This is a genomic window from Polynucleobacter sp. HIN9, assembly GCF_030297635.1.
GTDB lineage: Bacteria > Pseudomonadota > Gammaproteobacteria > Burkholderiales > Burkholderiaceae > Polynucleobacter.
Genome location: NZ_AP028140.1, coordinates 1,633,059 through 1,659,271, shown reverse-complemented (window position 1 = coordinate 1,659,271; position 26,213 = coordinate 1,633,059). Strand labels below are relative to the sequence as shown.

Sequence of the window (26,213 nt, the reverse complement as noted above, 5' to 3'; positions counted from 1 at the left end):
TTAGGCTTTGGACCGGTTGGTATTGCTGACCCCAGAAATTACATGCCCCGTTGGGGCGACACTGGAGGCAGCATTGCAATGACCGGTTTGATCATCAAAGAAAAAGTCAGGCTCGAACTCTTTCAGAAACTCGCGCTTGGATAGGCCCCCAAGAAACATCGCCTCATCCACATCAATTCCCCAGTTCATCAAAGTGCGAATGGCACGCTCATGAGCTGGTGCCGAGCGGGCTGTGACTAATGCAGTGCGGATGCGCATTTCATTTTTAGGTTCAGCTTCGGTTTGCAGTTGGTGAAGGGCGGCAAGCAAGGGCTTAAAGGGACCGGGTGGCAATGGAATGGCAGCACGTTGACTCTCATGATCAACAAATGCTTGTAGACCTTGATCCTGAAAAACTTGTTCGGCCTCATCTGAAAATAAAACAGCATCTCCGTCAAAGGCAATACGGATTTCATTAGGGTTGTTCTCGGCTATTTTGGTGGATTCTGGGTAGACGCGCGCCGCCGGAAAGCCGGCATCGAGTGTGGCGCGTACATCTTCTTCATTTGCTGATAAGAAGAGGTTGGCTTGCAGCGATTTTAAGTAGTGATACGGTGGCCTACCACGGGTAAAGACACCGCGTTCAATACTAAGCCCATGGTGTTTGGCAGAACGAAATACGCGTAAACCACTGACCGGGTCGTTGCGTGACAGGATCACAACTTCGACACGCGGCTGATCTTGATTAAAGCGCAGTAATTTTTTAACGAGAGGAAAAGCAACACCCACTTGGGCTGGAATCGCTAAGCGTTCAAGCTGTAATTTCATGTAGGCACTGTCATCACTTTGTTCAAACAGGCGGTTTTCCTCTTCAAAATCAAAGAGTGCTCTCGATGAAATGGCAACGACTAGTTTTCCAGCGAGGGTATAAGACATCTTATTTTAGAAATAGGCGGTACGCAGGATTCTTGCTTTCATCCCAATGAGGATAGCCTAAAGTCTTCAAAAATTGTTTAAAGGCCGGCTGTTCGTTCTTCGGTACCTGGATTCCTAATAAGATTTGTCCATAATCGGCCCCATGATTACGGTAATGAAACAAACTGATATTCCAGTTCGGGGCCAGGCTATCTAGAAAGCGCATCAGTGCACCGGGGCGCTCTGGAAACTCAAAGCGATAGAGTAGTTCATCTTTGGCCAAGGCGGAACTGCCCCCAACCATGTGTCTTAGATGCGTTTTGGCCAACTCATCATGGCTTAGATCAATGGTTGCAAATCCGGCTTTACGAAAGGCGCTGGCAATAGTTTTGTTATCACCCGCCCGTTGGGTTCCGATGCCAACAAAAATATGCGCTTGATCGGCATGAGCGATGCGGTAGTTAAATTCAGTGACATTGCGTTTACCAAGCATTTTGCAAAACGCTTTAAAAGATCCTCGCTCTTCAGGAATGGTGACCGCAAAGATCGCCTCACGAAATTCACCTACATCGGCACGTTCAGCCACAAATCGTAGACGACTGAAATTCATATTCGCACCACACGCAATGGCTACCAGAGTTTTCTTTTTGAGGTGATGTTTCTCAACATATTTCTTTAAACCGGCGATAGCGAGTGCGCCTGCGGGCTCCAAAATACTGCGCGTATCAGTAAAGACATCGTTGATCGCAGCGCAGATTTCATCGGTATCGACTAAGACAATGTCGTCAACTACCTGTTGGCAGATCTTAAAGGTCTCCTTGCCGACCTGCTTGACCGCGGTGCCATCTGAGAACAGACCAACTTCCTTCAGTTCAACGCGCTTACCTAGTTGTAAAGACTGTTTCATCGCATCTGAGTCAACCGTTTGCACACCAATCACTTTGATCTTTGGCCTAACTGATTTGATGTAGGCGCCGATTCCTGAGATTAGGCCTCCTCCGCCAATTGCCACAAAAATGGCATCAATTGGATCAGGGTGTTGATCGAGGATTTCTTTAGCAATCGTGCCTTGACCAGCAATGACGTCTGGATCATCAAAAGGGTGGATAAAGGTGTACCCCTTCTTTTTCTGAAGCAGTTGAGCTTCTTGATAGGCATCGCTGTAAGAATCACCGGTCAAGACCAGTTCCACCCACTTGCCACCGTGAGCCTTCACTGCATCAATTTTGACTTGAGGGGTAGTGATTGGCATCACGATCACCGCCTTGCATTTGAGTTTAGCGGCGGACAGTGCAACACCTTGCGCATGATTGCCGGCAGAGGCGGCAATCACCCCCTTTTTAAGAGCCGCCGGGCTCAATCCGGCCATTTTGTTATATGCACCGCGCAACTTAAATGAGAAGACCGGTTGACTGTCTTCGCGCTTTAAAAGAATCGTGTTTTGAAAGCGTGCGCTTAGATCCCGAGCCTTCTCTAATTCTGTTTTGCGTGCAACATCGTAGACCTTGGCGTTCTCAATTCGGCTTAAATAATCATTTTTCATCACGAAAGCGTACCATGCTTAGTACATAAGTCCTTAAATTAATTCAATATTGTGCCAAATCGATTGGTAACGGGAATGATCAAGCTCATCTAAAATAGAGCTTTAATCGACTGGCCACTATGAACGCACCTATCTCCTTAGATAGTTTGTCTGAGATCGATACGCAATCCCATCGTCTTCGTGAGATTCCGTATAACTACACCTCATTTTCTGATCGAGAGATCGTCATTCGTCTTTTAGGGGCGAAGGCTTGGGAAATTTTGGAGCAGTTGCGTGGTGTGCGACGCACGGGTCGCTCTGCCAGGATGCTGTTTGAGGTGCTGGGTGATATTTGGGTCGTCGAGCGTAATCCTTATTTGCAAGATGATTTATTAGATAACCCCAAACGACGCGAGGCACTCATTCAGGCCCTATGGCATCGTTTGGGTGAGGTTGAAAAACGGATCTCTGGAGATTTTGCTGAACAGGTCAACGATTTGCTGTCAGCCGCTCGCACCGCAGTGGAATCCTTTGCGAATAACTTTCAAACCGTATCGCAATTGCGCAAGCGGGCCAAGAAGGAATTTAGCAAATTTACGCATGTTGACAATATCGCATTTGACGGAATGTCACGCGTTGCGCACGTTACCGATGCAACCGATTGGCGAATCGAGTATCCATTTGTTGTTCTCAAGCCAGATACCGAAGCAGAAATTCCAAACTTGGTCAGAGCATGTATTGAGTTAGGACTGACCATTGTTCCGCGCGGAGGTGGTACGGGTTATACCGGTGGCGCCATTCCAATGGTGGCAATGTCGGCGGTGATTAATACAGAAAAGTTAATTGATCTTGGAGCGGTCGTACATTCTGTATTGCCTGGCCTAAGTACTCCGGTACCTACGATTTTCTCTGGGGCGGGCGTGGTGACCCGTCGTGTAGCAGATGCCGCAGAAAAACAAGGACTCGTTTTTGCTGTCGATCCAACCTCAGCAGATGCCAGCTGCATTGGCGGAAATATCGCTATGAACGCAGGTGGTAAGAAAGCAGTCTTATGGGGAACCGCTTTGGATAACCTGGCTAGTTGGCGCATGGTGGATCCCGATGGAAATTGGTTAGACATTGAGCGGCTCGACCATAACCTTGGCAAGATTCATGATCAAGGCATTGCTCGGTTTCGTTTGATCTGGTCGGATGGCAAGGCGGCACCTCAAGCCAAGGTTTTACGTTCCGAGGTTTTAGAAATCGAGGGCGCTAAATTTAGGAAAGCAGGTTTGGGTAAAGATGTTACGGATAAATTTTTATCCGGCTTACCGGGTATTCAAAAAGAAGGTTGCGATGGTCTGATTACAAGTGCCACCTGGATTTTGCATCGTATGCCAAAGCATATGCGTACCGTTTGTTTGGAGTTTTTTGGCCAGGCACGTGAAGCCATTCCAAGCATTGTTGAGATCAAAGCCTATTTGGATGATTTAAGTAAAAAAGGTGGACCCCTATTGGCGGGACTCGAGCACCTCGATGACCGCTATTTAAAAGCGGTGGGGTACTCCACAAAATCCAAACGCAACGGTTTGCCCAAAATGGTACTCATCGGTGATATCGCTGGAGAGGATGAGGAGGCCGTTGCTGCTGCGACTAGCGAAGTGGTGCGTGTGGCCAATCGGCGTGTAGGTGAAGGCTTTGTAGCAGTGAGCGCTGAAGCGCGTAAGAAGTTTTGGTTGGATCGAGCGAGAACGGCGGCGATTGCAAAGCATACCAATGCATTCAAGATTAATGAGGATGTGGTGATTCCGCTCGAGCGAATGGGCGAGTACACCGATGGAATCGAACAAATTAACATCGAGCTATCACTTAAAAATAAAATTCAGTTACTTGATGCCCTCGAGCAATATATCAATCAAGCAACACTCCCGATTCGTGCAAATGACGAGATTGAGGATATTTCACGAGCAGAAATGGTGGGCGATCGCGTCATTCAGGCCCAGACACTACTACGTGAAGTAAGGACTCGCTGGGCAGAGTGGTTAGAGAAAATAGATCAGTTTTTCCCACAGTTGCAAGATGGTACCCTGCGCGCTTCATGGAAAAACGAATTGCTTGCCCCACTGCAAGTCATCTTTGGTGGCTCCACCTTTGATTTGGTATTAAAAGAAATTAAATCAATTCATCAGAAGATATTACGCAAACGCGTATTTGTTGCCTTACATATGCATGCTGGAGACGGCAATGTTCACACCAATATTCCGGTGAACTCGGACGATTATGAGATGTTGCAAGATGCCCACCGTGCAGTTGATCGCATTATGGTTTTGGCACGCTCCTTGGACGGCGTGATTTCGGGTGAGCATGGCATTGGTATTACAAAATTAGAGTACCTCACGGACGAGGAACTCAAAGAATTTCGTTCTTATAAAAATCGAGTGGATCCAAACAACCACTTTAATAAAGGCAAGCTAATGCCAAATGCCAATCTACAAATGGCATATACCCCAAGCTTTGGACTCATGGGTCACGAATCGATCATCATGCAACAAAGCGATATCGGAGCGATTGCTGACAGCGTAAAAGATTGTTTGCGGTGTGGAAAGTGCAAGCCAGTCTGTGCAACTCATGTGCCTCGAGCAAATTTGTTGTATAGCCCCAGAGACAAAATTCTTGCCACTTCATTATTAATCGAAGCATTTTTATATGAAGAGCAAACCCGCCGCGGGGTATCGATTCGGCATTGGGAAATGTTTGATGACGTTGCTGCGCACTGCACCGTTTGTCATAAGTGTTATACGCCCTGCCCAGTCAAAATCGATTTTGGCGATGTCACCATGAATATGCGTAATTTGTTACGTAAGATGGGGCAGCGCCGCTTTAATCCAGGTACTAGCGCATCGATGTTATTCCTCAATGCAACTAATCCCGAAACAATCCGAATGAGTCGTAAGGTGATGATTGAATGGGGTTATGGCTTGCAGCGCTTTGCCCATCAATTATTCAAAAAATGGGCCGTTCAGCAAACACAATCACCACCTGCGACAGTTGGTAAGCCTGCTTTGAAAGAGCAGGTGATTTATTTTGTGAATAAGAAGATGCCCGGCAATTTACCCAAAAAGACTGCCCGCGCACTTTTGGATATTGAAAACGCGGACTATGTACCGATTATTCGTAATCCTTTGGAGACGAGTGTTGATACGGAAGCGGTTTTCTATTTCCCAGGATGCGGTTCGGAGCGACTATTTTCACAAGTGGGATTGGCGACTCAGGCAATGCTTTGGCACGTTGGTGTGCAAACCGTACTACCCCCTGGGTATTTGTGCTGCGGTTATCCGCAAAAGGGAAACGGCGACTTTGATAAAGCCGAGAAAATGATTACGGATAATCGAGTGCTATTTCATCGGGTGGCTAATACCTTGAACTATCTCGATATCAAAACAGTCGTGGTCTCCTGTGGTACCTGTTACGATCAACTGGCAGGCTATCAGTTTGATCAAATCTTCCCAGGTTGTCGAATTATTGATATTCATGAGTACCTGCTCGAGAAAGGGCTAAGACTTGAGGGTGTTGAGGGAGTTCGCTATATGTATCACGATCCATGCCACACCCCCATGAAGCTTCAGGACCCTTTGAAGACAGTCAATGAGCTGATTACACTTGAGGATGGCACGGCAATTGTGAAGAACGAGCGTTGCTGTGGTGAGTCCGGTACGCTAGCAATTACTCGGCCAGATATTTCAACTCAAGTGCGTTATCGCAAGCAAATTGAAATGGAAAAGGGTGCGACCGAACTAAGGAAAGACTTTGCTGGTGAAGTTAAAGTATTAACCAGTTGCCCATCGTGCTTACAAGGCTTATCGCGTTTTGATGGCGATAGCGAGACCAAGGCGGATTACATTGTGGTTGAAATGGCCAAGCATTTATTGGGTGACAATTGGCTTGAAAGCTACGTAACTAAGGCCAACCAAGGCGGAATTGAAAGGGTATTAGTGTAATGATTCCAAGCAATTTAATCGTGCATGAAAACTCAAAGGTTCTCGAGCTTCAATACGAGAATGGAAAGAGCTATCGTTTACCTTTTGAGTTTTTGCGTGTTTACTCACCATCAGCCGAGGTACGTGGTCATGGACCAGGGCAGGAGGTCTTACAAACGGGTAAGCGAGACGTTGGCATCGTAAACATTGAGCCAGTTGGTCATTACGCAATTAAGCCAACTTTTTCAGATGGTCATGACTCGGGTCTTTATTCATGGGACTATTTGTATGAGTTATGTGAAAACCAAGAGTCTTTGTGGAAAGATTACCTTGAGCGCTGCAAAATCGCCGGTATTGATCGCGATGCTGCGATGGTGACTAAATCCCATGGTTGTGGGCACTAAATATGTCAAAGACCCATTTTGGATATCAAAGTGTTGATGAGTCTCAAAAGGCCGAGAAAGTTGCCGAGGTCTTCCATTCGGTAGCTTCGAAATACGACATCATGAACGATCTGATGTCGGCCGGTTTGCATCGCCTCTGGAAAAAATTTACCTTAGCCCAAGCGAATGTTAAGGCCGGCGACCGGGTGCTTGATATTGCTGGTGGGACTGGCGACCTTGCCTACTCTTTTGCGCAATCTGCGCAATGGGGCATTCATCCTGAGGCTGAGGTGTGGTTAAGCGATATCAATGCATCCATGCTATCGGTAGGTCGAGATCGACTTTTGGATCGCGGTCTTGCAATTCCATGCATTCAGTTTGATGCAGAACAGATCCCCTTCCCAAATCACCATTTTGATGTAGTGAGCGTTGCATTTGGTCTGCGGAATATGACGCATAAAGAGCGTGCCTTGTCGGAGATGGCTAGGGTGATTCGACCTGGGGGTAAGGTTTTAGTTTTGGAGTTTTCCAAGCCAGACCCACTCATAGCCCCAATTTACGACCTATATTCCTTTAAGGTGCTGCCATGGCTTGGGGACAAGGTTGCGAAGGATGCCGCTAGTTATCAATACTTGGCAGAATCAATCCGCATGCATCCAGATGCCCAAACCCTCAAAGCCATGATGGAGAGCGTTGGGTTTGATGAGGTCCATACCCATAGGATGACTGGGGGTATCGTCGCCTTGCATATTGGTATTAAATACTAGATATTCACTGTAAAGTAATACTTACAGATCGTAGATGGGAGACTGATTCAATGAAAAGTACTTATTTAAAAGCCGGTGTTTTTGCACTGTCCTTTGCTTTTTTATCGGTTGGGCATGTCGCTGTTGTTGACGCAAAGCGTTTGGGCGGTGGGTCGAACATCGGTCGCTCTGCCAACGCGCCTAAGCAAAAACAAGCACAACCTCCGGCCCAGCAAAAACCAGCACAGCAAGCGCAGCAACCTGCTGCGGCACCAGCTCAAGCTGCTGCTCCAGCCGCTGCAGCTAAGCGTTCGGGCTTAGGTGGAATGTTAGGCGGTCTTGCAGCAGGTCTTGGAATTGCTTACTTGCTTTCGCACTTTGGTTTAGGTGAGGCCGCTGCTTCATTTTTGACAGGACTCTTATTGGCCGTCTTAGTTGGTTTTGTATTGTTATTCGTGCTGCGCCGCTTTATGCCAGCCAGCGCTAAAAATATGCCAAGCCCAGTGCCTGCTTCTAATGGAATGCAACGAACCGCGAGGCAAGAGCCTGCCTTTACGCCTAGTCATCCAGTGAATGCTGGATTTGGATCTCCAAGCCCAATGCTTGAGGAGGCCCCTGCTTATCAACTGCCTGAAGGCTTTGATCAAATCGCATTTTTGGCCAATGCAAAACACTACTTCACGCGTTTGCAAAAGGCTTGGGATGCTGGCGATCTTGAGGCATTGCGCGAATTTACAACCCCCGAAATGTTTGCCAGCTTGCAACGTGATCTGCAGGGCCGTGCTGAAGGTGTAAATCATACCGATGTGGTCACGCTAAACGCTGAACTCTTGGGTGTTGAGACCGATGCGAATACCTACCTGTGCAGCGTTGAGTTCACTGGCATGATTCGGGAGCAGGCAGATGGACCCGCTGAACCATTTAGGGAGGTTTGGAATTTATCGAAGCCTGTCAATGGTCCTGGAGGCTGGGTTCTAGCTGGTATTCAGCAATTGGTTTAAGCTTTAACTTTTCCCCGATTGGAAAACCCGCCTTGTGCGGGTTTTTTACACTATGAACCTGCGTTTTGATTTCCCAAAAACGGCTTTGGTGCGCGCCATTAATCATGTCCTTGAGCGTGAGCAGTGGGCTTTGCGTGATTTAAGTAATCATCAAGGGCAGGTAATCGAGTTAATTTTGCCAATCGGGTCAATGCAATGGCAAATTCAGGACGACTCGTTTATTGCTCTTTTATCTGAAGTGCATCCGCATCCTAATTTGGTTTTAGAAGTTGATGCCAACAGCTTTTCAGCGCTTAGCGCCCCGCAGGGAACCATCAAAGACCGGGCGATGAGAGCCGTCAAAATAACGGGCGATGCCCAATTGGCTCAATTGATTGCTAAGCTTTCAAATCAATTGCGTTGGGAGTACGAGGAAGATTTAGCCAGAATTATCGGTGATGCACCCGCACACTATATTAGTACGCAAGCCAAACGCTTTGCTAAAGCGACAGAGAAAGCAATCCTTGATTTGCAAGGGAATATGGTCGAGTACCTAAGTGAGGAAAAAAAAGTCTTATTGCATCAACGCGATTTTGTTTCTCATAAAATGGAGATTCAGGCAGTTCGTGATGCGGTTGAGCGCCTTGAAAAGCGAATTTCTTTTTTACAAAAAAGTCGGGATTAACTGTGAGTCGTATTGTTCGCCTAAGCATTATTTTCTATACGGCTTGGCGCTTTAATTTATTTGGGCTGATTCGCGATAATTTGAGACCCGGTGTGCGCCGGTTCTTTCTTGGACTCATTGCATCAACCTCCCCAAGTCAGTTACCTCGTGGCGAGCGAATTCGCTTAGCACTTGAGGCGCTTGGCCCAATTTTTGTTAAATTTGGTCAGGTCCTATCGACCCGTAGGGATTTATTGCCCGATGATGTTTCTAATGAACTAGCGAAGCTTCAAGATCGTGTCCCGCCTTTTTCTAATGAGCAATCCAAGGCGATTATTGAAAAAGCATTAGGCCACCCGATCGAAGTGATTTTTTCATCGTTTGATGCAACGCCAGTGGCGAGTGCATCGGTCGCGCAGGTTCATTTTGGAGTCTTGCGAGGTAACGAGACGCATCCCGAGTGGGCTAATAAAGAGATCGCCATCAAAGTATTGCGCCCTGGTATTTTGCCGGTGATTGAGAGCGACTTGGCTTTAATGCATGACTTGGCACGCATTGTCGAGAAAGTTTCAGAAGATGGTCGACGACTCAAGCCACGAGAGGTAGTTGCTGAATTTGATACCTATTTGCACGATGAACTTGATCTGATGCGCGAAGCGGCTAATGCTAGCCAATTGCGCCGCAATTTTGCAGACTCCGACAAACTCATGATTCCTGAAATGATTTGGGATTTATGCCATACCAATGTGATTGTGATGGAGCGGATGTATGGCGTCTCAATTGGTAAAACGCATGAGTTGCGCGCTGCAGGAGTTGATTTTAAGAAGTTGGCTATCGATGGGGTTGAGATCTTTTTTACTCAAGTTTTTGAGTATGGCTTCTTTCACGCGGACATGCACCCAGGAAATATCTTAGTCAGCTTGGACCCCAATACCTTTGGTCGATACATCTCCCTCGACTTCGGGATTGTTGGAAATTTGAGCGAGTTTGATAAGAATTATTTGGCCCAGAATTTCTTGGCATTCTTTAATCGCGACTATCGGCGCGTTGCCGAGTTACACATTGAATCAGGTTGGGTTCCAGCAAATACTCGATTAGAAGAGTTGGAGGGCGCAGTGCGCACCGTTTGCGAACCCTATTTTGATCGACCACTGAAAGATATTTCTTTGGGTATTGTGTTGATGCGACTCTTTCAAACATCACGTCGCTTTAAGGTTGAGATTCAACCCCAACTTACTTTATTGCAAAAGACCCTCTTAAATGTGGAGGGCCTGGGTCGTCAATTGGACCCTGACCTCGACCTTTGGAAAACAGCAAAACCCATTTTGGAGCGCTGGGTGAGCCAGCAGCTTGGATTGCGAGGACTCATTGATGGGCTAAAGAAAGAGGCGCCAAATTGGGCGAAGATTTTGCCTACCTTGCCACGTCTGATTGCTGAAAACCTGGAACAGGTTCACCGTAAAGAGCAGCGCCCTGAGTTGGATTTGCTGAAACAGCTGTTAATCGATGAGCGACGCAAACGTCGCCAATGGCTCGGAATCGCTTTATTCCTCAGCGGTTTCTTAGTCGGCGCTCTTTTGGTTTTGGTCCGAATCCACTCCATTTAAGGCAAATCCGCCTGAATTGGCCTTAACTCGCTAAAATAGCGGGTTAGGCACAAATTCTCATGAAAAAATACTTTATTGCTGGCATTTTGGTTTGGATTCCGATGGCGGTCACGATTTGGGTGATCACATGGGGGCTGGGTGTCATCGATCAAATTTTTGGTTGGGTAATGTCGGCCATCATTACGCTTTCGCCTGGTCAATTTTCAGGGGAATTACGGCATTTCCGTGAAATCCCGGGGCTTGGGATTCTGATCGTATTGGCAGTGATTGGATTTACGGGCTTCCTTGCAATTAATTTTGCGGGCCAATGGTGGCTCAAGCTCTGGGACCGAACCGTGACCCGTATCCCAATCGTGCGCTCCATTTATTCGAGTGTGAAGCAGGTTTCCTCCACTTTATTTTCTGGAAATAACCAAGCGTTTCGTAAAGCTCTGTTGATTCGTTATCCACATCTTGAGTCATGGGTAATCGCTTTCCAAACCGGCACCGCAGCGCCTGAAGTGAACAATAAGTTGGGTGGTGAATATGTCAATGTATTTTTGCCCACCACACCAAATCCAACCTCCGGCTTTTTTATGATTGTGCCGCGTGCCAATGTAATCGAGCTGGATATGAGCGTGCAAGAAGCGCTCAAGCATATTGTGTCGATGGGTTCGGTGGCACCTCGAATCGCTCAACCCAAGACCCTCAATCAACCTCATTAGGAATACTTATGTCGATGCGCAGTCATACCTGTGGTCAGGTTACTGATTCTTTAATTGGTCAAGAAATTACCCTCGCTGGCTGGGTTAATCGCCGGCGCGATCATGGCGGCGTCATTTTTATTGATCTGCGCGATCGAGAGGGATTTGTACAAGTGGTTTGCGACCCAGACCGTCCCGATATGTTTAAACAGGCCGAAGAGGTCCGTAACGAATACTGTATTCAAATTAAAGGCTTGGTTCGCGCAAGACCGGCTGGAACCGAGAACCCAGATTTAATCAGCGGTAAGGTTGAGGTTCTGTGCCATGACTTACATGTATTAAATGCATCGGTAACCCCACCATTTCAGCTTGATGATGACAATCTTTCTGAAACGACGCGCTTGACCCATCGGGTCTTGGATTTACGTCGTCCGCAAATGCAAAAGAATTTGCGTTTGCGTTATCAGGTTGCTATGGAAACAAGACGTTATTTAGATGCGGCCGGATTTATTGACATTGAAACGCCAATGCTTACGAAGAGCACCCCAGAGGGCGCACGCGATTATCTGGTGCCGTCACGCGTTCACGATGGTCAATTTTTTGCTTTGCCCCAATCGCCTCAATTATTCAAGCAATTATTGATGGTGGCCGGTTTTGATCGCTACTACCAAATTACGAAATGCTTTCGTGATGAAGATCTGCGTGCGGATCGCCAACCTGAATTTACCCAAATTGATTGTGAAACCGCATTTTTAGACGAGCTTGAGATCCGCTCTCTCTTTGAAAATATGATGCGACATATTTTTAAAACCGTGATGAAGGTGGAGCTACCCAATCCATTCCCTATCATGCCGTATTCAGAGGCGATGGCGCGTTATGGTTCCGATAAACCCGATTTACGGGTTGCAATGGAATTTACTGAATTAACTGACCTGATGCGTGATGTTGATTTCAAAGTATTTTCGGGACCCGCCAATCAAGAGGGTGGTCGGGTTGTAGCCTTATGCGTTCCTGGCGGAGCAGAAATCAGCCGTAGCGAAATCGATGATTACACGCAATTTGTATCGATCTATGGCGCTAAGGGCTTGGCATGGATTAAGGTTAATTCAGTTGCAGAAGGGCGCAATGGATTGCAGTCGCCGATTGTAAAAAATCTACACGATGCTGCAATTGCCGGAATATTAGAGAGAACCAAAGCAAAAGATGGCGACCTGATTTTCTTTGGTGCAGATAAAACCAAGATCGTTAATGATGCGATTGGAAATCTTCGTCTGCGAATTGGTCATTCGGATTGGGGTAAGAAACAGGGACTCTTTACAGAAGGTTGGAAGCCATTATGGGTGGTTGATTTCCCAATGTTTGATTACGATGAAGATGATGCCCGTTGGGTTGCCTGTCATCATCCTTTCACTAGCCCCAAAGATGAACACCTGAAGCTATTAGAAACTGATCCCGGTAAATGCCTGGCAAAAGCCTATGACATGGTATTGAATGGTAGCGAAATCGGTGGTGGATCGGTTCGTATTCATCAAGAGGTTGTCCAAAGTCAGGTATTTCGTGCACTGAAGATTGGGCCAGACGAAGCGAAAGCAAAATTCGGTTTCTTATTGGATGCCCTGCAATACGGCGCACCTCCCCACGGAGGAATTGCGTTTGGATTGGATCGCATTGTGACCATGATGACGGGTGCAGAGTCGATTCGCGATGTGATTGCCTTCCCCAAGACTCAGCGCGCACAATGTTTATTGACGCAAGCTCCAAGTCCTGTCGATGAGCGTCAATTGCGTGAACTACATATCCGGTTACGCAATACCAATCCGGTGGGTTGATTTGAAAATCCCGATTTCGGTTTTAGTCCTTATTCACAACAGAAATCGGGAAGTCCTTCTGCTCGAGCGGGCAGATCGGCCAGGATTTTGGCAATCGGTCACTGGTAGTCTTGATTTTATTGATGAGCCACTCGAGAGCGCGGCGATTCGAGAGGTGGCCGAAGAGACCGGTATCAACATCCAAGCCCTGCCTTTGGATGCTCTTCAAAATCTTCATCATGCCGTGCAGTATGAGATTTATCCAGGTTGGCGTCATCGCTACCCCCCGGGGGTCGAGCGCAATACGGAGCACTGGTTTGCTCTGGAGGTTCCCACAAATACTACGATTCGGTTAGCGCCTCGGGAGCATTTGCAGTATGTTTGGCTGCCTTATCAAGAGGCTGCACAAAAGTGTTTTTCTCATACCAATCGAGATGCCATTTTGCAGTTTTACAACGATTCCTCTCAGTTGACACGATGAGAGGCGCTCAGAACCAGCCATCGGGTGGCATGCTGCCCATCAAGCGAGCCGCTAATCGTTCGGATTGGCAAGTCATTAAAGATCTTTTGCCATATCTGTTTGAGCATCGCTTTCGGGTTCTCTTTGCTATGTTGTGCTTAGTGGCTGCCAAATTTGCTAACTTGGGTGTCCCGATTGTTTTAAAGGACCTGATTGATGCCATGAACATCAAGCCCGGTTCTTTGCAAAGTTATTTAATCGTTCCTGCGGGCCTGATTGTGGGTTACGGCGCATTGCGCTTACTTGCATCACTGTTTTCCGAGTTACGTGAATTACTTTTTGCAAAAGTGACCCAAAGTGCTGTGCGCAAGATTGCGTTACAAGTATTTGAGCATTTGCATGCCTTGAGCTTACAGTTTCATTTAGGTCGTCAGACCGGTGGAGTGAGTCGCGATATTGAACGAGGGACACGTGGTATTCAAACTCTGGTCTCATTCTCGCTCTACAGTATTTTGCCAACCATGATTGAATTCGCTTTGGTGTTGGCATATTTCGCTTATAACTACGATATTTGGTTTGCAATTATTACCTTTGTTGCATTAGTCATCTATATTTTTTATACGATCAAAGTAACCGAATGGCGCACTCATTATCGGCGAACGATGAATGAAATGGATTCAAAAGCCAATCAACGCGCGATTGATTCCTTGATTAACTTTGAGACTGTTAAGTATTTTGGAAATGAGCATTTTGAAGCGCGTCGCTACGACGAAAATCTTAAGCATTATCAGTCTGCTGCAATCCTCTCACAACAATCTTTAGCGATTCTGAATCTAGGTCAGCAGGCAATTATTGCAGTCGGCTTGGTTTTAATTCTATGGCGAGCCACTCAGGGCGTGGTCGATGGATCGATGACCTTAGGTGATTTAGTGCTTGTGAATACGCTCATGATTCAGTTATACATCCCCTTAAATTTCTTGGGGGTGATTTATCGTGAAATGAAGCAGTCGATCACCGATATGGATCACATGTTCACGCTTTTGAATGAAGACCAAGAAATCAAAGATTCCAAAAATGCCAAGCCTTTGCTTATTCGGGATTTTGCTAAGGGCCCCGAGGTTCGGTTTGAGCATGTCTACTTTTCGTATAACGAGAAGCGTGAGATTTTGAAGGATTTGAGTTTTACGATTCCAGCCGGGACGATTACCGCGGTAGTTGGGCAAAGTGGGGCTGGCAAAAGTACCTTAGCGAGATTACTCTTTCGCTTTTACGATGTGCAATCTGGTGCGATCCTATTGGATGGCCAAAATATTCAAGATGTGGAGCAAGCTAGTCTACGCAAAGTGATTGGCATTGTTCCTCAAGACACCGTCTTGTTCAATGACACGATTGCCTACAACATTGCCTATGGAAGCCCGCAGGCAAGTCGTGAGGCGATTGTAGAGGCAGCGCGTGCCGCACAGATGAGCCAGTTTATTGAACATCTGCCAGAGGGGTACGACACCCCTGTGGGCGAACGCGGTCTCAAGCTTTCTGGTGGCGAGAAGCAACGGGTTGCGATTGCACGCACCCTCTTAAAGAAGCCTGCCCTATTAATTTTTGATGAAGCTACTTCGGCGCTTGATTCAAAGACCGAGCGCGCCTTTCAGGAAGAATTGTTCAATTTGGCAAAAAATCGGACCACCTTAATCATTGCCCATCGATTGTCAACGGTAGTACATGCCGACCAAATCTTAGTCATGGAGCACGGGCAAATCATCGAACGCGGTACGCATTATGAGCTTTTAGAGTCCAATGGCCGCTATGCTTCCATGTGGCAGTTACAAGAAAACGCACCGATTGACCCTGATCAAGCCATTGATAATTAGGCTTAAAATTGGCAAATGCAAACCTCACAGCCCTCCTCAAGTCGTCAGCTGCATTTAGAGGGCGCGTTTGCGGCGGCACTAGCCGTTGCCGATCCTAAAAAAATCGTTCCAGAGTATCTTGCCAAAATTTTTCCAAAGGGTAAGGTTCCGCAAGGTCGATGTCTCGTGGTTGGCGCAGGTAAAGCAAGCGCTGCGATGGCAAGTGCTCTAGAGAGCTATGCCAAAAGCCATTGGCCAGATACATCAATCGATGGTTTAGTAATTACTCGTTATGGTCATGCATCGCCAACGCAACAGATCAAGATCCTTGAAGCCGGCCATCCAGTACCCGATCAGGCTGGAATGGATGGTGCTGCTGAAGTATTACGCTTGGTCAGTACCTTACAGCCTGGGGATACCCTTATTGCGCTTGTTTCTGGTGGTGGCTCGAGTTTATTAACCTTGCCGCAGCCAGGAATCACGATCGATGACATGCGTAAGACCACCGAAGCTTTACTCAATAGCGGTGCCCCGATTGAAGAAATGAATATTGTCCGCAAACATTTGTCGGCCATCTTGGGCGGTAATTTGGCGCGCGCTGCTCTGTCGCGCGGTGCTCAAGTCGAGGCTTTACTCATTTCGGACGTGACTGGCGATCATCCGGCTGACATTGCGAGTGGACCATGTGCAGCAGATTACTCAAGTTATGGTGATGCATTACAAATTTTCGCGAAATACCATTTAGATGAACGAAGTATTCCGGGTTCTGTATTAACCCATTTGCAAAAAGGATTGGCGGGTGAGATCCCAGAAACCTTAAAGCAAGCGGACATTGATCAACATTGCTATCCCCTACGCAACCATGTGATTGCAACGGCACATCGCAGTCTTGAGGCTGCTGCGCAATATTGCAAAGGCCTTGGATATACTGCCATTATTCTGGGGGATACGATTACCGGTGAAGCTAAAGACGTTGGTCTTGTGCACGCGGGTATCGCACGTGAGTTAGCCCATCATGCCAGCTGGGGGAAGCTCCCCGTGGCGCTGATTTCTGGTGGGGAGTGCACAGTCACTTTGCCTCCTGGAACGCAAGGGCGCGGCGGTCGTTGCTCCGAGTTTCTCCTGTCTTTATTTGCAGCGACTTCTGACCTAAAGACTTTATCTGCCATTGCTGCCGATACTGATGGCATCGATGGCAGTGAAAAAAATGCAGGTGCTTGGTTTACTCCCGAGCTACGCTTGCATGCCCAAGAGAAAGACTTGCGTGCCAGTCGCTATCAACAAGCGCATGATTGTTATGGCTTCTTTGCTGAACTCAATGCCCTAGTTCATACAGGCCCGACCTTAACCAATGTGAATGATTTTCGGATGATTTTGATCGACTGACCATGAACAGAACGCTTACCATCACGCGCCCAGACGATTGGCATTTGCATGTTCGAGATGGCGCTGTCTTAAATGATGTCTTAGCGCATACTGCTGCCCAATTTGGACGCGCAATCATCATGCCTAACTTGAAGCCACCAGTTACAACGGTTGATTTAGCCAAAGCCTATGAGGCTCGGATTCAGAAGGCATTAAAACAACTGGGAATCAGTCATTTCTCCCCGCTCATGACCTTGTATCTCACTGACAATACGTCAGCGAACGAGGTTAAAAAAGCCAGCGAGAATGGCATTATTGGATTTAAGTTGTATCCCGCGGGCGCAACAACGAATAGCGATGGTGGTGTCACAGATATTAAAAAGGCATACCCCGCCCTAGAGGCGATGCAGCGTTATTCGGTACCCCTATTAATTCATGGTGAAGTTACTGAGCAGGCGATTGATATCTTTGATCGTGAAGCGGTATTTATTGATCGGATCTTGGACCCTATTCGTAAGCATTTCCCAGAACTCCGTATCGTGTTTGAGCACATTACGACGAAGCAGGCGGCCCACTATGTGCGTGATGCAAATACCAATGGCAAGAACACCTTGGCTGCGACGATTACCGCTCACCATTTACTCATGAACCGAAATAGTTTGTTTACTGGCGGTATTCGTCCTCACCACTATTGCTTACCAGTTCTAAAGCGTGAGGAGCATCGAGTTGCATTAGTGGAAATGGCAACCAGCGGTAACCCTCGTTTCTTCTTAGGAACCGATAGTGCTCCTCATCCAAAAGGGGAAAAGGAGAGTAGCTGTGGGTGTGCGGGGTGCTATACCGCGCATAATGCACTGGGTCTCTACGCAGAGGCTTTTGATAGTGTTGGGAAACTTGATCGACTCGAGGGATTTGCCAGTCATTTTGGTGCTGACTATTACGGCTTATCACGACATGCAGAAACAATTACTCTGATTAATCAACCGCAGACTGTACCATTTGAGTACCCTATGGGCGCTTCGATCCTGGTGCCTTTGCGCGCGGGTGAAACCATCGGCTGGTCCATCGCCCATTAATTTAGCAGTGCAAATTCGTTTCCTCGTTTAGACTGTCATCGCAGAGTTAACCAGGCAATCGCTGCTTTCGTAAGAAGGGAGAGGAAAGTCCGGACTCCATAGGGCAGGGTGTTGGCTAACAGCCATCCACGGTGACGTGCGGAATAGGGCCACAGAGACGAGCGTATTGAGTTACGGTGAAACGCGGCAACCTCCACTCGGAGCAATCCCAAGTAAGCAAATGTTGACATGGCCCGTCGAGTTTGCGGGTAGGGAGCTTGAGCCTGTAGGTAACTGCAGGCCTAGAGGAATGATTGCCCCCTAATGCAAATTAGGGCGACAGAATCCGGCTTATCGGTTAACTCTGCACTACCTCAAAGCTATATGTAATTTCAGCTGTTTTGCCAAGCATTGCAGTTGCTGAGCAATACTTGTCGTGAGACAGCCCAATCGCCCGTTCAACCTTACTGGGGTCTAAGTTCGAGCCCTTCACCAAAAAATGTAGATTTATTTTGGTGAATACCTTCGGATCGGATTCTGCGCGCTCAGCTTTTACAGACACCTCACAGCCGCTCACGGCTTGACGGGAGCGCTGTAGGATTAAAACCACATCAAAGGCTGTGCAACCCCCGGCGCCTGCCAGTAAGAGCTCCATCGGGCGAGGCGCTAAGTTATTTCCACCAGCTTCAGGGGCACCATCCATATTGAGGATATGACCTGTACCCGTCTGTGCCATAAACGCCATCCCAGCATCAGGCAACCAGTTTATTTTGCATTCCATCATATAAAAATCCTCAAATAATAATATTTCTATTTAAATCAATACGTTATATCAAAAAGTGGCTCTGTAAGTCTTATATAAAAGATAGGGTAAACCCAAATTTTTTCTTGCAATGCACAAGATTTAGTCCTAAAATTTCTTCATTGATGTCAACCTTGATTTACTTAAAGTCGTTTTTTGAATATCAAGTTTGCATTCTACTGATGTCTCCTCCACCCAAACATTGGTGGATTTCAACCCGGGATTGATTCCCGGGTTTTTTTTGATATACAATCCAATGCTTTACTGAATTACCGATTCGGTCAGCGGTAATTTGTTGGACCAATTGAGAAGTTTGATCTGCGAGCCTGCAAACATAAGCGGAGCCAAAGTGCGATTTCTGAATTGGAGTATGTTGACCAAACAATTTGAAAGTAATCATGAAAACCTTTTCCGCAAAACCGCATGAGGTAAAGCGCGAGTGGTTCGTGATTGACGCTACGGACAAAGTCCTCGGTCGTGTCGCCAGTGAAGTGGCACTCCGTCTACGCGGCAAGCACAAACCCGAATTTACCCCTCACGTCGATACTGGCGATTTCATTGTCGTTATTAACTCATCCAAACTTCGCGTCACTGGAAGTAAGGGACTTAATAAGATTTATTACCGTCATAGTGGCTATCCTGGTGGTATTAGCTCGACCAACTTTGACAAGATGCAGGCACGCTTTCCAGCGCGCGCTCTTGAGAAGGCCGTGAAAGGCATGTTGCCTAAAGGCCCCCTTGGCTACGCCATGATCAAGAAGCTCAAAGTCTATGGCGATGCTACGCATCCCCACGCGGCTCAACAGCCTAAACCTTTAGAGATTTAAGGAAGCGATATGTACGGAAATTGGAACTACGGAACAGGACGTCGCAAGAGCTCAGTGGCTCGCGTCTTCATTAAATCAGGTAAGGGCGAGATTACCGTGAATGGTAAGCCCATTGACGCTTATTTTGCTCGTGAAACCTCACGCATGATTGCACGTCAGCCTTTAGCGCTGACTAGCAATCTAACCACGTTTGATATTCAAGTGAACGTTAGTGGTGGCGGCGAGACCGGCCAAGCTGGCGCAGTGCGTCATGGCGTAACCCGTGCGCTGATTGATTATGATGCGGCTCTCAAGCCAACCCTGTCAAAAGCTGGATTGGTGACTCGTGATGCCCGTGAGGTTGAGCGTAAAAAAGTTGGTTTACACGGCGCTCGCCGTCGTAAGCAATTTAGTAAGCGTTAAGCGACACCGAAATGTCTGGAAGGGGCCGCTAATGCGGCCCTTTATTTTTATACAATTTGCTTATTGATGAGTGGCAACGGAGAAGAGCATGATTAAAGTCGGTATTGTGGGTGGCACGGGGTATACAGGCGTTGAATTGCTTCGTCTTTTAGCCCAGCATCCTCAGGTTCAACTGCATTCGATCACTTCTCGATCTGAAGCTGGCATGGCCGTTGCTGAAATGTTTCCATCCTTACGCAATCGCGTGGATTTGAAATTTACGACACCAGAGAATGCCAAGCTTACTGAGTGTGACGCTGTATTTTTTGCGACTCCTCACGGTGTGGCAATGGCGCAAGCTAAAGAATTACTCGCAGCCAACGTGAAGATATTGGATCTTGCCGCAGACTTTCGTCTTCAAGACACCAAGGTCTTTGAGCAATGGTATGGAATGCCGCACGCATGCCCAGACATCTTGAAGGAGGCTGTTTATGGTTTGCCTGAAATCAATCGGGAGAAAATCAAAGAGGCTCGGGTTGTTGGCTTAGCGGGTTGCTATCCAACATCCGTACAGTTAGGGCTCGCTCCATTGTTATCGCCAAAGAACGGGTTCCCAAAGCCGCTCATTGATGCCCAACGAATCATTGCCGACTGTAAATCTGGAACTTCTGGTGCGGGCCGTAAAGCTGAAATTGCTACCTTGCTATCTGAAGCGAGCGATAACTTCAAAGCGTATGCCGTTAAGGGCCATCGCCATCTACCCGAGATAACGCAAGGCTTAAAGGCTATTGCAGGGCATGATCAGGTAGCGTTGACCTTTGTGCCTCATCTAACCCCGATGATTCGGGGGATTCACTCAACCCTGTACGTTCAGTTAACACCAGAGGGTAGAGCGGTTGACTTTCAGGCGCTGTACGAAGATTTTTATGCCAATGAGCCCTTCGTGGATGTCATGCCAGCAGGGAGTCATCCAGAAACCCGCTCAGTGCGCGGCAGTAATGGCATGAAGATTGCGGTTCATCGTCCTGGCGGTGGCGATATCCTCGTCATTTTGGTGGTTGAGGATAATTTAGTGAAAGGCGCCTCGGGCCAAGGTGTCCAGTGCCTAAATATCATGTTTGCCTTTCCTGAATCCATGGGCCTAGAGCAGATCGCCCTCATGCCATGATTCACCCTGTGCAAATAGGGGAATTAGAGCCTACAATCAATCGTATAGATGCTTAAAAGGGAGTAATCATGACCGCTACCAATACCGCTGTTGATCAAGCTTCAGCCATGGCTGAGCCACCAGTGCCATTGATATTTACCGATAGTGCAGCCGCTAAGGTTGCTGACTTAATTGCCGAAGAAGGAAATCCTGAGTTAAAGCTTCGTGTCTTTGTTCAGGGCGGTGGATGTTCAGGATTTCAGTATGGGTTTACTTTTGATGACGCTGTTAATGAAGATGACACCAGTTTTGAAAAAAACGGGGTGACCCTGTTGGTCGATTCGATGAGCTTTCAATATCTTGTTGGCGCAGAGATTGACTACAAAGAAGATATCAACGGTTCGCAGTTCGTGATCAAAAATCCAAATGCAACCACCACCTGTGGATGCGGATCATCTTTTTCAGCCTAATTGATTTCAGGCGGGGTAGAGCGTCCCAAGGATTCGTAAACCTTTTGCTCCAGTGACGGCCGGCACATTTGCTGGCCGTTTTTGCATGAAGGCCCAGGCTAGCCAGGCAAACGCGAGACCTTCGACCAACTGGGGATCAATCCCAAATTGGGCTGATGACGCAATCCTTAGGTTCGGTAGTTTATGACGCGCCTGAATTTTAAGAAGCTCAAGTAAGGCAATATTCTTAACACCGCCCCCGCACACGATTAGGGTCTGAGTATTGCTTGCAAACGATCGCAATGCACCAAGGGTGCTATCAATCGTGAGCTGCAAGAGGGTAGCTTGAACATCTTCAGGGGCAATCGAGAGCCCTGTCATCAAACTGTTTAGCCATTGCAAATTAAAGTGGTCACGCCCCGTACTCTTTGGAGGATGCTTTGCAAAGTAAGGATCTTGTAACATCCGTGCTAAGAGTTCTGAATTGGGTTTGCCCGTACTGGCCCACCGCCCGTCATCGTCAAACGCTCTTCCAAGATGATGATGCACCCAGGCATCGAGTAATAAATTACCTGGCCCACAATCAAAACCAGTTACTTCACCGGATGCTGGAAGAATCGTTAAATTAGCAATCCCACCAATGTTCAAAATGGCGCGATTTTCAAGGGGATCATAAAATTGCTCACGATGAAAGGCGGGTACTAGAGGCGCACCTTGGCCACCAGCGGCCATATCGCGCGCACGAAAATTAGCAATGACCTTGATTCCGGTGAGTTCAGCCAATAAGGCTGCATTTAGGCTCTGATGGGTATAGCTTTTAAGCGGATCAGAAGCGGGTTGATGACGCAGTGTTTGCCCATGGGCACCAATTGCACTGACTGCACTTGGCTGGATATTTTGAATCCGCAACAGCTCTTGACATACCTGTGCATAGGCATTGGCAAGCGCGTTGGCTGCAAGGTGTTCGCGGTGAAGCTCGTTGCTGCAAGCAAATTGCAATTCGGCAAGCTCCGATCTCAGGTCCGCATCAAAACCTACACTATGCGACTGAATCAGTCGGGCTTTCCCATTAGCATCGATTTCGGCCAAGACTGCATCGATACCATCGAGGCTGGTTCCCGACATGAGCCCAATCCATAGAGAGCTCGAGGCGTTTGCTTGATTAGAATTCAAGGGTGTGGCGAACTTTCTTGAGAATGCGACAATATTACGTTAACGATATTAAACCCTTAATTTAACTGAAAAAATTAGGCATGAGCACAAAACCCTATCCGGTAACCCCACGCGTTCTTGAGGCTATGGAAGTTACCAAGCGTGGCTGTGAGGAGTTATTGGTCGAGGCAGATTGGTTGCAAAAATTAGCGCGCAGCGAAGCAACCCACAAACCCTTACGAATTAAATTGGGCCTGGATCCAACTGCACCGGATATTCATTTGGGGCATACGGTTGTTCTAAACAAGCTACGTCAGCTACAAGATCTAGGTCATACCGTCATTTTCTTGATTGGCGACTTTACCAGCATGATTGGCGATCCGTCTGGGCGCAATAGCACCCGTCCGCCATTAACCCCAGAAGAGATTGCAGTCAATGCAAAAACGTATTATCAGCAAGCTAGCATCATCTTAGATCCCAGTAAAACGGAAGTACGTTACAACAGCGAGTGGTGCGATGCCTTAGGCGCGCGCGGCATGATAACGTTGGCGGCTAAATACACAGTGGCTCGGATGCTAGAGCGCGATGACTTTACCAAGCGCTATCGGGGTGGTGTGCCGATTTCGGTGCACGAGTTTTTGTATCCACTCATGCAGGGTTATGACTCAGTGGCCTTACAAAGTGATTTAGAGCTTGGGGGCACCGATCAAAAATTTAATCTTCTCGTCGGGCGCGAATTACAAAAAGAGTATGGCCAAGAGCCGCAATGCATCTTGACCATGCCTCTTTTGGTAGGTCTTGATGGGGTTGAGAAGATGAGTAAGTCCAAGGGCAATTACATCGGTATTAACGAGCCCGCCAATGAGATGTTTGGCAAGGTGATGAGTATTTCCGATGAGCTCATGTGGAGCTACTTCACATTATTGTCATTTAGACCGATGGCCGAAATCGATCTCATGAGGCAAGAGGTGGCGGCGGGACGAAATCCGCGGGATTGCAAAGTGTTATTGGGTCAAGAGATTGTGGCCCGTTTTCATTCGCAGGTAGCTGCAGAGAAGGCGCTGGAAGACTTTAATCATCGCGCCAAAGGCGGAATACCCGACGATATTCCTACGCTTGAGTTAACGGGGGCTCCGCTCGGTATTGCTGCTCTTTTGAAGGCTGCTAATTTGGTGCCATCGACCTCGGAGGCGAACCGCAATATTGAGCAACATGGTGTACGGATTGATGGATCAGTTGTGAGTGATAAGACCCTGAAATTGGAGCCCGGCACTTATGTGGTTCAAGTTGGTAAGCGCCGCTTTGCCAAAGTCACGCTCTTAAAATAACGTCACTCAATCGAGTAAATCGAGGTTTGCAGAGCTACTTGGCGCCTTGAGGCCAAAATGCTCATAACACTGACGAGTCGCAATGCGGCCACGCGAGGTGCGTTGTAAATATCCCTGTTGAATTAGAAAGGGTTCCAATACGTCTTCAATAGTGTCGCGTTCTTCGCCAATGGCTGCAGCCAAGTTATCAATACCGACTGGACCCCCATTGAATTTATGCAAGATCGCCTCAAGTAGTTTGCGATCCATCACATCAAAGCCCATTGGATCAACGTCTAACATAGCTAAGGCGGCGTCAGCCATTGATTTTGTGATTACTCCGCTACCCTTCACCTCAGCATAGTCCCGAACCCGACGAAGTAAGCGGTTCGCAATCCGAGGAGTGCCGCGGGCGCGACGCGCGATCTCGCTTGCACCCTGGGGATCAATCTGGGCATTCAGTAAGGTGGCCGAACGTTCAATAATTTTAGTAAGCTCAGCGGATGAATAAAACTCAAGTCTTGCCACAATCCCAAAGCGATCGCGCAAGGGATTGGTTAGCATACCAGCACGCGTCGTTGCTCCAATTAATGTGAAGGGCTTGAGGTCCAACTTCACACTGCGGGCTGCAGGACCCTCACCAATCATGATATCGAGCGAATAATCCTCAAGAGCTGGATAAAGAATCTCTTCAACGACTGGTGAGAGCCGATGAATCTCATCAATAAAAAGGACATCGTTTTCTTCGAGGTTGGTAAGAAGTGCGGCAAGATCACCGGGGCGATCCAATACTGGACCACTAGTTTGTCGAAGATTAACCCCAAGCTCTCGGGCAATGATGTGCGCTAGGGTCGTTTTACCTAAACCGGGTGGGCCGAACAATAAAACATGATCTAAGGCTTCTTTGCGCTTACGGGTCGCATTGATAAAAATTTCAAGTTGTGAGCGTGCTTTGCTTTGACCAACGTATTCATCGAGCTGCTTTGGTCGAAGGGCGCGCTCAAATACGGCTTCGGCTTGCCCAGCCCCGGGGCTAACAATCCGCTCATCACCATCATCAGCATCTAAGTTATCAGTATGAATTACCACGACTTAACCTTTTGAAAGAGATTTCAAGGCGATCTTAATCCCGTCGGAGACACTGGTATCGGCAGGGATTTGGCGAACTGCCAGATGCGCCTCTTTATCCGAGTATCCCAAGGAAACCAATGCTTGAATCACCTCGGAAGTGGTATCGGGCTTGCCAGATGGATTCTGGGAAATTCCTAAATCGGGGGCTAATTTACCTTTGAGTTCTAACAAAAGGCGTTCTGCCGTCTTTTTGCCAATACCAGGAACCCGAACTAAGGCGCCTGGGTCTTGGGTAGCAATTGCTTGAATCAACTCGTCCACGCTCATACCTGATAGTACCGCTAGGGCAGTACGTGCCCCAACCCCGCTGATCTTGATAAGCGCTCGGAAGGCGTTACGTTCGGTTTCGGTGGCAAAACCAAACAATTGTTGTTGATCCTCGCGCACATGGAAATGCGTGAGGAGGGTAATCATTTGACCCACAGGTGGTAATTGATACAGGGTGCTCATCGGCACGTCGACTTCGTAGCCGACCCCATGGCAATCAATCAGCAATTTAGGAGCTGAAATCGTAATAAGCGTGCCATGGATACGTCCAATCATGCCTCTATCTTAACGCTTTGCTTTACTCATTTGAACCTGATGATGGTGAGCTGCACAAATGGCGACCCCAAGCGCATCGGCTGCATCGGGTGATGGACTTTTTTTGAGCTTGAGTAAGCGCTTTACCATTTCTTGCATTTGTGTTTTGTTGGCCCGGCCAGTACCGACGATCGCCTGCTTGACGCCACGGGCGCTGTATTCAGAGACCGAAAGACCAGTCGATACAAGGGCAGCAATCACGGCACCTCGCGCTTGACCCAGCATCAGGGTAGACCGTGGATTCACGTTTAAAAAGATTTCCTCAATGGCAGCGGCATCGGGCTGATAGCAAAGGAGTACCTCTTGGACGCCTTGATACAAGGTTCCAAGACGATGAGGTAAGCCTAAGGCAACCTCGCCACTCTCAATCGTGCCCGAACTAACGTAGCGTAATTGTTGGCCTTCAAGTTCAATGACTCCAAAGCCAGTAGTTCGTAAGCCAGGATCGATACCTAACCAGCGCAT

General features: G+C 47.7%; 24 protein-coding genes and 1 other RNA gene. 18 read left to right on the top strand and 7 right to left on the bottom strand.

Annotation, left to right across the window (positions count from 1 at the left end; translation table 11 throughout):
* Both QUE62_RS08305 and ilvA read right to left on the bottom strand, forming a co-directional pair.
* Positions 1-915 carry a 5'-nucleotidase gene (locus tag QUE62_RS08305; protein ID WP_286261512.1) on the bottom strand — a complete coding sequence of 305 codons (915 nt, stop codon included), beginning with the start codon at positions 913-915 and terminating at the stop codon, positions 1-3.
* Between the two features lies 1 nt (position 916).
* The gene (ilvA, locus tag QUE62_RS08300) at positions 917-2,437 is read right to left on the bottom strand and encodes a threonine ammonia-lyase, biosynthetic (protein ID WP_286223572.1); all 1,521 of its coding nucleotides are present in this window, start codon (positions 2,435-2,437) and stop codon (positions 917-919) included.
* A gap of 119 nt (positions 2,438-2,556) precedes the next feature.
* Between ilvA and QUE62_RS08295 the strand changes: the two genes are divergently transcribed.
* From QUE62_RS08295 to rnpB, 13 genes are all read left to right on the top strand, one after another.
* On the top strand, positions 2,557-6,393 hold the full coding sequence (locus QUE62_RS08295; protein WP_286261511.1) for a DUF3683 domain-containing protein: 3,837 nt from the start codon (positions 2,557-2,559) through the stop codon (positions 6,391-6,393).
* Positions 6,393-6,776: a gamma-butyrobetaine hydroxylase family protein gene (locus QUE62_RS08290; RefSeq protein ID WP_286223570.1), complete on the top strand. Its 384-nt coding sequence runs from the start codon at positions 6,393-6,395 to the stop codon at positions 6,774-6,776. The genes QUE62_RS08295 and QUE62_RS08290 overlap by 1 nt, the downstream gene beginning before the upstream one ends.
* 2 nt (positions 6,777-6,778) lie before the next feature.
* Positions 6,779-7,522 (top strand): bifunctional demethylmenaquinone methyltransferase/2-methoxy-6-polyprenyl-1,4-benzoquinol methylase UbiE, encoded by a 744-nt coding sequence (gene ubiE, locus QUE62_RS08285; RefSeq protein WP_286261509.1) that lies wholly within the window; start codon positions 6,779-6,781, stop codon positions 7,520-7,522.
* 50 nt (positions 7,523-7,572) lie between these two features.
* Positions 7,573-8,502, top strand: coding sequence for a Tim44 domain-containing protein (locus tag QUE62_RS08280; RefSeq protein ID WP_286261507.1), 930 nt, complete (start codon positions 7,573-7,575; stop codon positions 8,500-8,502).
* Positions 8,503-8,554: 52 nt separating this feature from the next.
* A complete protein-coding gene (locus QUE62_RS08275) occupies positions 8,555-9,166 on the top strand; it encodes a ubiquinone biosynthesis accessory factor UbiJ (protein WP_286223567.1) in 612 nt (203 codons plus the stop codon).
* 2 nt (positions 9,167-9,168) lie between these two features.
* A complete protein-coding gene (gene ubiB, locus QUE62_RS08270) occupies positions 9,169-10,752 on the top strand; it encodes a ubiquinone biosynthesis regulatory protein kinase UbiB (RefSeq protein WP_286223566.1) in 1,584 nt (527 codons plus the stop codon).
* 59 nt (positions 10,753-10,811) lie between these two features.
* Positions 10,812-11,456: a DUF502 domain-containing protein gene (locus QUE62_RS08265; RefSeq protein WP_286223565.1), complete on the top strand. Its 645-nt coding sequence runs from the start codon at positions 10,812-10,814 to the stop codon at positions 11,454-11,456.
* A gap of 8 nt (positions 11,457-11,464) precedes the next feature.
* Positions 11,465-13,264, top strand: a complete 1,800-nt coding sequence (gene aspS / locus QUE62_RS08260) for an aspartate--tRNA ligase (RefSeq protein ID WP_286223564.1) — start codon at positions 11,465-11,467, stop codon at positions 13,262-13,264.
* Position 13,265: 1 nt separating this feature from the next.
* Positions 13,266-13,724, top strand: coding sequence for a dihydroneopterin triphosphate diphosphatase (gene nudB / locus QUE62_RS08255; protein WP_286223563.1), 459 nt, complete (start codon positions 13,266-13,268; stop codon positions 13,722-13,724).
* Positions 13,721-15,571, top strand: coding sequence for an ABCB family ABC transporter ATP-binding protein/permease (locus QUE62_RS08250; protein ID WP_286223562.1), 1,851 nt, complete (start codon positions 13,721-13,723; stop codon positions 15,569-15,571). Before nudB ends, QUE62_RS08250 begins: the two co-directional genes overlap by 4 nt.
* A gap of 15 nt (positions 15,572-15,586) precedes the next feature.
* A complete protein-coding gene (locus QUE62_RS08245) occupies positions 15,587-16,936 on the top strand; it encodes a glycerate kinase type-2 family protein (RefSeq protein WP_286261505.1) in 1,350 nt (449 codons plus the stop codon).
* A 2-nt stretch (positions 16,937-16,938) separates the two neighbouring features.
* Positions 16,939-17,991: a dihydroorotase gene (pyrC, locus tag QUE62_RS08240; RefSeq protein WP_286261503.1), complete on the top strand. Its 1,053-nt coding sequence runs from the start codon at positions 16,939-16,941 to the stop codon at positions 17,989-17,991.
* Positions 17,992-18,033: 42 nt separating this feature from the next.
* An RNA gene (gene rnpB, locus QUE62_RS08235) (RNase P RNA component class A) lies at positions 18,034-18,340 on the top strand.
* Here the strand turns inward: rnpB and QUE62_RS08230 are convergent.
* Complete coding sequence (locus QUE62_RS08230; protein WP_286223559.1) at positions 18,329-18,751, bottom strand: OsmC family protein; 423 nt, start codon at positions 18,749-18,751, stop codon at positions 18,329-18,331. The two genes, rnpB and QUE62_RS08230, sit on opposite strands and share 12 nt — an antisense overlap.
* 419 nt (positions 18,752-19,170) lie before the next feature.
* On the opposite strand from QUE62_RS08230, the gene rplM reads away from it, so the two are divergent.
* From rplM to erpA, 4 genes are all read left to right on the top strand, one after another.
* Positions 19,171-19,599, top strand: coding sequence for a 50S ribosomal protein L13 (gene rplM / locus QUE62_RS08225; protein ID WP_286223558.1), 429 nt, complete (start codon positions 19,171-19,173; stop codon positions 19,597-19,599).
* 9 nt (positions 19,600-19,608) lie between these two features.
* On the top strand, positions 19,609-20,001 hold the full coding sequence (gene rpsI / locus QUE62_RS08220; protein WP_108509102.1) for a 30S ribosomal protein S9: 393 nt from the start codon (positions 19,609-19,611) through the stop codon (positions 19,999-20,001).
* An 88-nt stretch (positions 20,002-20,089) separates the two neighbouring features.
* Positions 20,090-21,148 carry an N-acetyl-gamma-glutamyl-phosphate reductase gene (argC, locus tag QUE62_RS08215; RefSeq protein ID WP_286261502.1) on the top strand — a complete coding sequence of 353 codons (1,059 nt, stop codon included), beginning with the start codon at positions 20,090-20,092 and terminating at the stop codon, positions 21,146-21,148.
* A gap of 68 nt (positions 21,149-21,216) precedes the next feature.
* Positions 21,217-21,597 carry an iron-sulfur cluster insertion protein ErpA gene (erpA, locus tag QUE62_RS08210; RefSeq protein WP_286223556.1) on the top strand — a complete coding sequence of 127 codons (381 nt, stop codon included), beginning with the start codon at positions 21,217-21,219 and terminating at the stop codon, positions 21,595-21,597.
* Between the two features lie 6 nt (positions 21,598-21,603).
* Here the strand turns inward: erpA and QUE62_RS08205 are convergent, their stop codons facing one another.
* On the bottom strand, positions 21,604-22,749 hold the full coding sequence (locus QUE62_RS08205; protein WP_286261499.1) for an anhydro-N-acetylmuramic acid kinase: 1,146 nt from the start codon (positions 22,747-22,749) through the stop codon (positions 21,604-21,606).
* Between the two features lie 80 nt (positions 22,750-22,829).
* Between QUE62_RS08205 and tyrS the strand changes: the two genes are divergently transcribed.
* Positions 22,830-24,056, top strand: a complete 1,227-nt coding sequence (gene tyrS, locus QUE62_RS08200; RefSeq protein ID WP_286261497.1) for a tyrosine--tRNA ligase — start codon at positions 22,830-22,832, stop codon at positions 24,054-24,056.
* A gap of 6 nt (positions 24,057-24,062) precedes the next feature.
* Here the strand turns inward: tyrS and ruvB are convergent, their stop codons facing one another.
* The 3 genes from ruvB to ruvC are packed head-to-tail and all read right to left on the bottom strand — an operon-like array spanning position 24,063 to position 26,213.
* Positions 24,063-25,124, bottom strand: a complete 1,062-nt coding sequence (ruvB, locus tag QUE62_RS08195) for a Holliday junction branch migration DNA helicase RuvB (RefSeq protein WP_458574826.1) — start codon at positions 25,122-25,124, stop codon at positions 24,063-24,065.
* Between the two features lie 3 nt (positions 25,125-25,127).
* Complete coding sequence (gene ruvA, locus QUE62_RS08190; protein ID WP_286261495.1) at positions 25,128-25,709, bottom strand: Holliday junction branch migration protein RuvA; 582 nt, start codon at positions 25,707-25,709, stop codon at positions 25,128-25,130.
* Positions 25,710-25,718: 9 nt separating this feature from the next.
* On the bottom strand, positions 25,719-26,213 hold the full coding sequence (ruvC, locus tag QUE62_RS08185) for a crossover junction endodeoxyribonuclease RuvC (protein ID WP_286223552.1): 495 nt from the start codon (positions 26,211-26,213) through the stop codon (positions 25,719-25,721).

Excerpts from the sequence above, each read along its gene's own strand:
- QUE62_RS08305 (WP_286261512.1), bottom strand. The coding sequence starts at position 915 with ATGTCTTATACCCTCGCTGGAAAACTAGTCGTTGCCATTTCATCGAGA.
- ilvA (WP_286223572.1), bottom strand. The coding sequence starts at position 2,437 with ATGAAAAATGATTATTTAAGCCGAATTGAGAACGCCAAGGTCTACGAT.
- QUE62_RS08295 (WP_286261511.1), top strand. The coding sequence starts at position 2,557 with ATGAACGCACCTATCTCCTTAGATAGTTTGTCTGAGATCGATACGCAA.
- QUE62_RS08290 (WP_286223570.1), top strand. The coding sequence starts at position 6,393 with ATGATTCCAAGCAATTTAATCGTGCATGAAAACTCAAAGGTTCTCGAG.
- ubiE (WP_286261509.1), top strand. The coding sequence starts at position 6,779 with ATGTCAAAGACCCATTTTGGATATCAAAGTGTTGATGAGTCTCAAAAG.
- QUE62_RS08280 (WP_286261507.1), top strand. The coding sequence starts at position 7,573 with ATGAAAAGTACTTATTTAAAAGCCGGTGTTTTTGCACTGTCCTTTGCT.
- QUE62_RS08275 (WP_286223567.1), top strand. The coding sequence starts at position 8,555 with ATGAACCTGCGTTTTGATTTCCCAAAAACGGCTTTGGTGCGCGCCATT.
- QUE62_RS08265 (WP_286223565.1), top strand. The coding sequence starts at position 10,812 with ATGAAAAAATACTTTATTGCTGGCATTTTGGTTTGGATTCCGATGGCG.
- aspS (WP_286223564.1), top strand. The coding sequence starts at position 11,465 with ATGTCGATGCGCAGTCATACCTGTGGTCAGGTTACTGATTCTTTAATT.
- QUE62_RS08250 (WP_286223562.1), top strand. The coding sequence starts at position 13,721 with ATGAGAGGCGCTCAGAACCAGCCATCGGGTGGCATGCTGCCCATCAAG.
- QUE62_RS08245 (WP_286261505.1), top strand. The coding sequence starts at position 15,587 with ATGCAAACCTCACAGCCCTCCTCAAGTCGTCAGCTGCATTTAGAGGGC.
- pyrC (WP_286261503.1), top strand. The coding sequence starts at position 16,939 with ATGAACAGAACGCTTACCATCACGCGCCCAGACGATTGGCATTTGCAT.
- QUE62_RS08230 (WP_286223559.1), bottom strand. The coding sequence starts at position 18,751 with ATGGAATGCAAAATAAACTGGTTGCCTGATGCTGGGATGGCGTTTATG.
- rplM (WP_286223558.1), top strand. The coding sequence starts at position 19,171 with ATGAAAACCTTTTCCGCAAAACCGCATGAGGTAAAGCGCGAGTGGTTC.
- rpsI (WP_108509102.1), top strand. The coding sequence starts at position 19,609 with ATGTACGGAAATTGGAACTACGGAACAGGACGTCGCAAGAGCTCAGTG.
- argC (WP_286261502.1), top strand. The coding sequence starts at position 20,090 with ATGATTAAAGTCGGTATTGTGGGTGGCACGGGGTATACAGGCGTTGAA.
- erpA (WP_286223556.1), top strand. The coding sequence starts at position 21,217 with ATGACCGCTACCAATACCGCTGTTGATCAAGCTTCAGCCATGGCTGAG.
- tyrS (WP_286261497.1), top strand. The coding sequence starts at position 22,830 with ATGAGCACAAAACCCTATCCGGTAACCCCACGCGTTCTTGAGGCTATG.
- ruvA (WP_286261495.1), bottom strand. The coding sequence starts at position 25,709 with ATGATTGGACGTATCCATGGCACGCTTATTACGATTTCAGCTCCTAAA.
- ruvC (WP_286223552.1), bottom strand. The coding sequence starts at position 26,213 with ATGCGCTGGTTAGGTATCGATCCTGGCTTACGAACTACTGGCTTTGGA.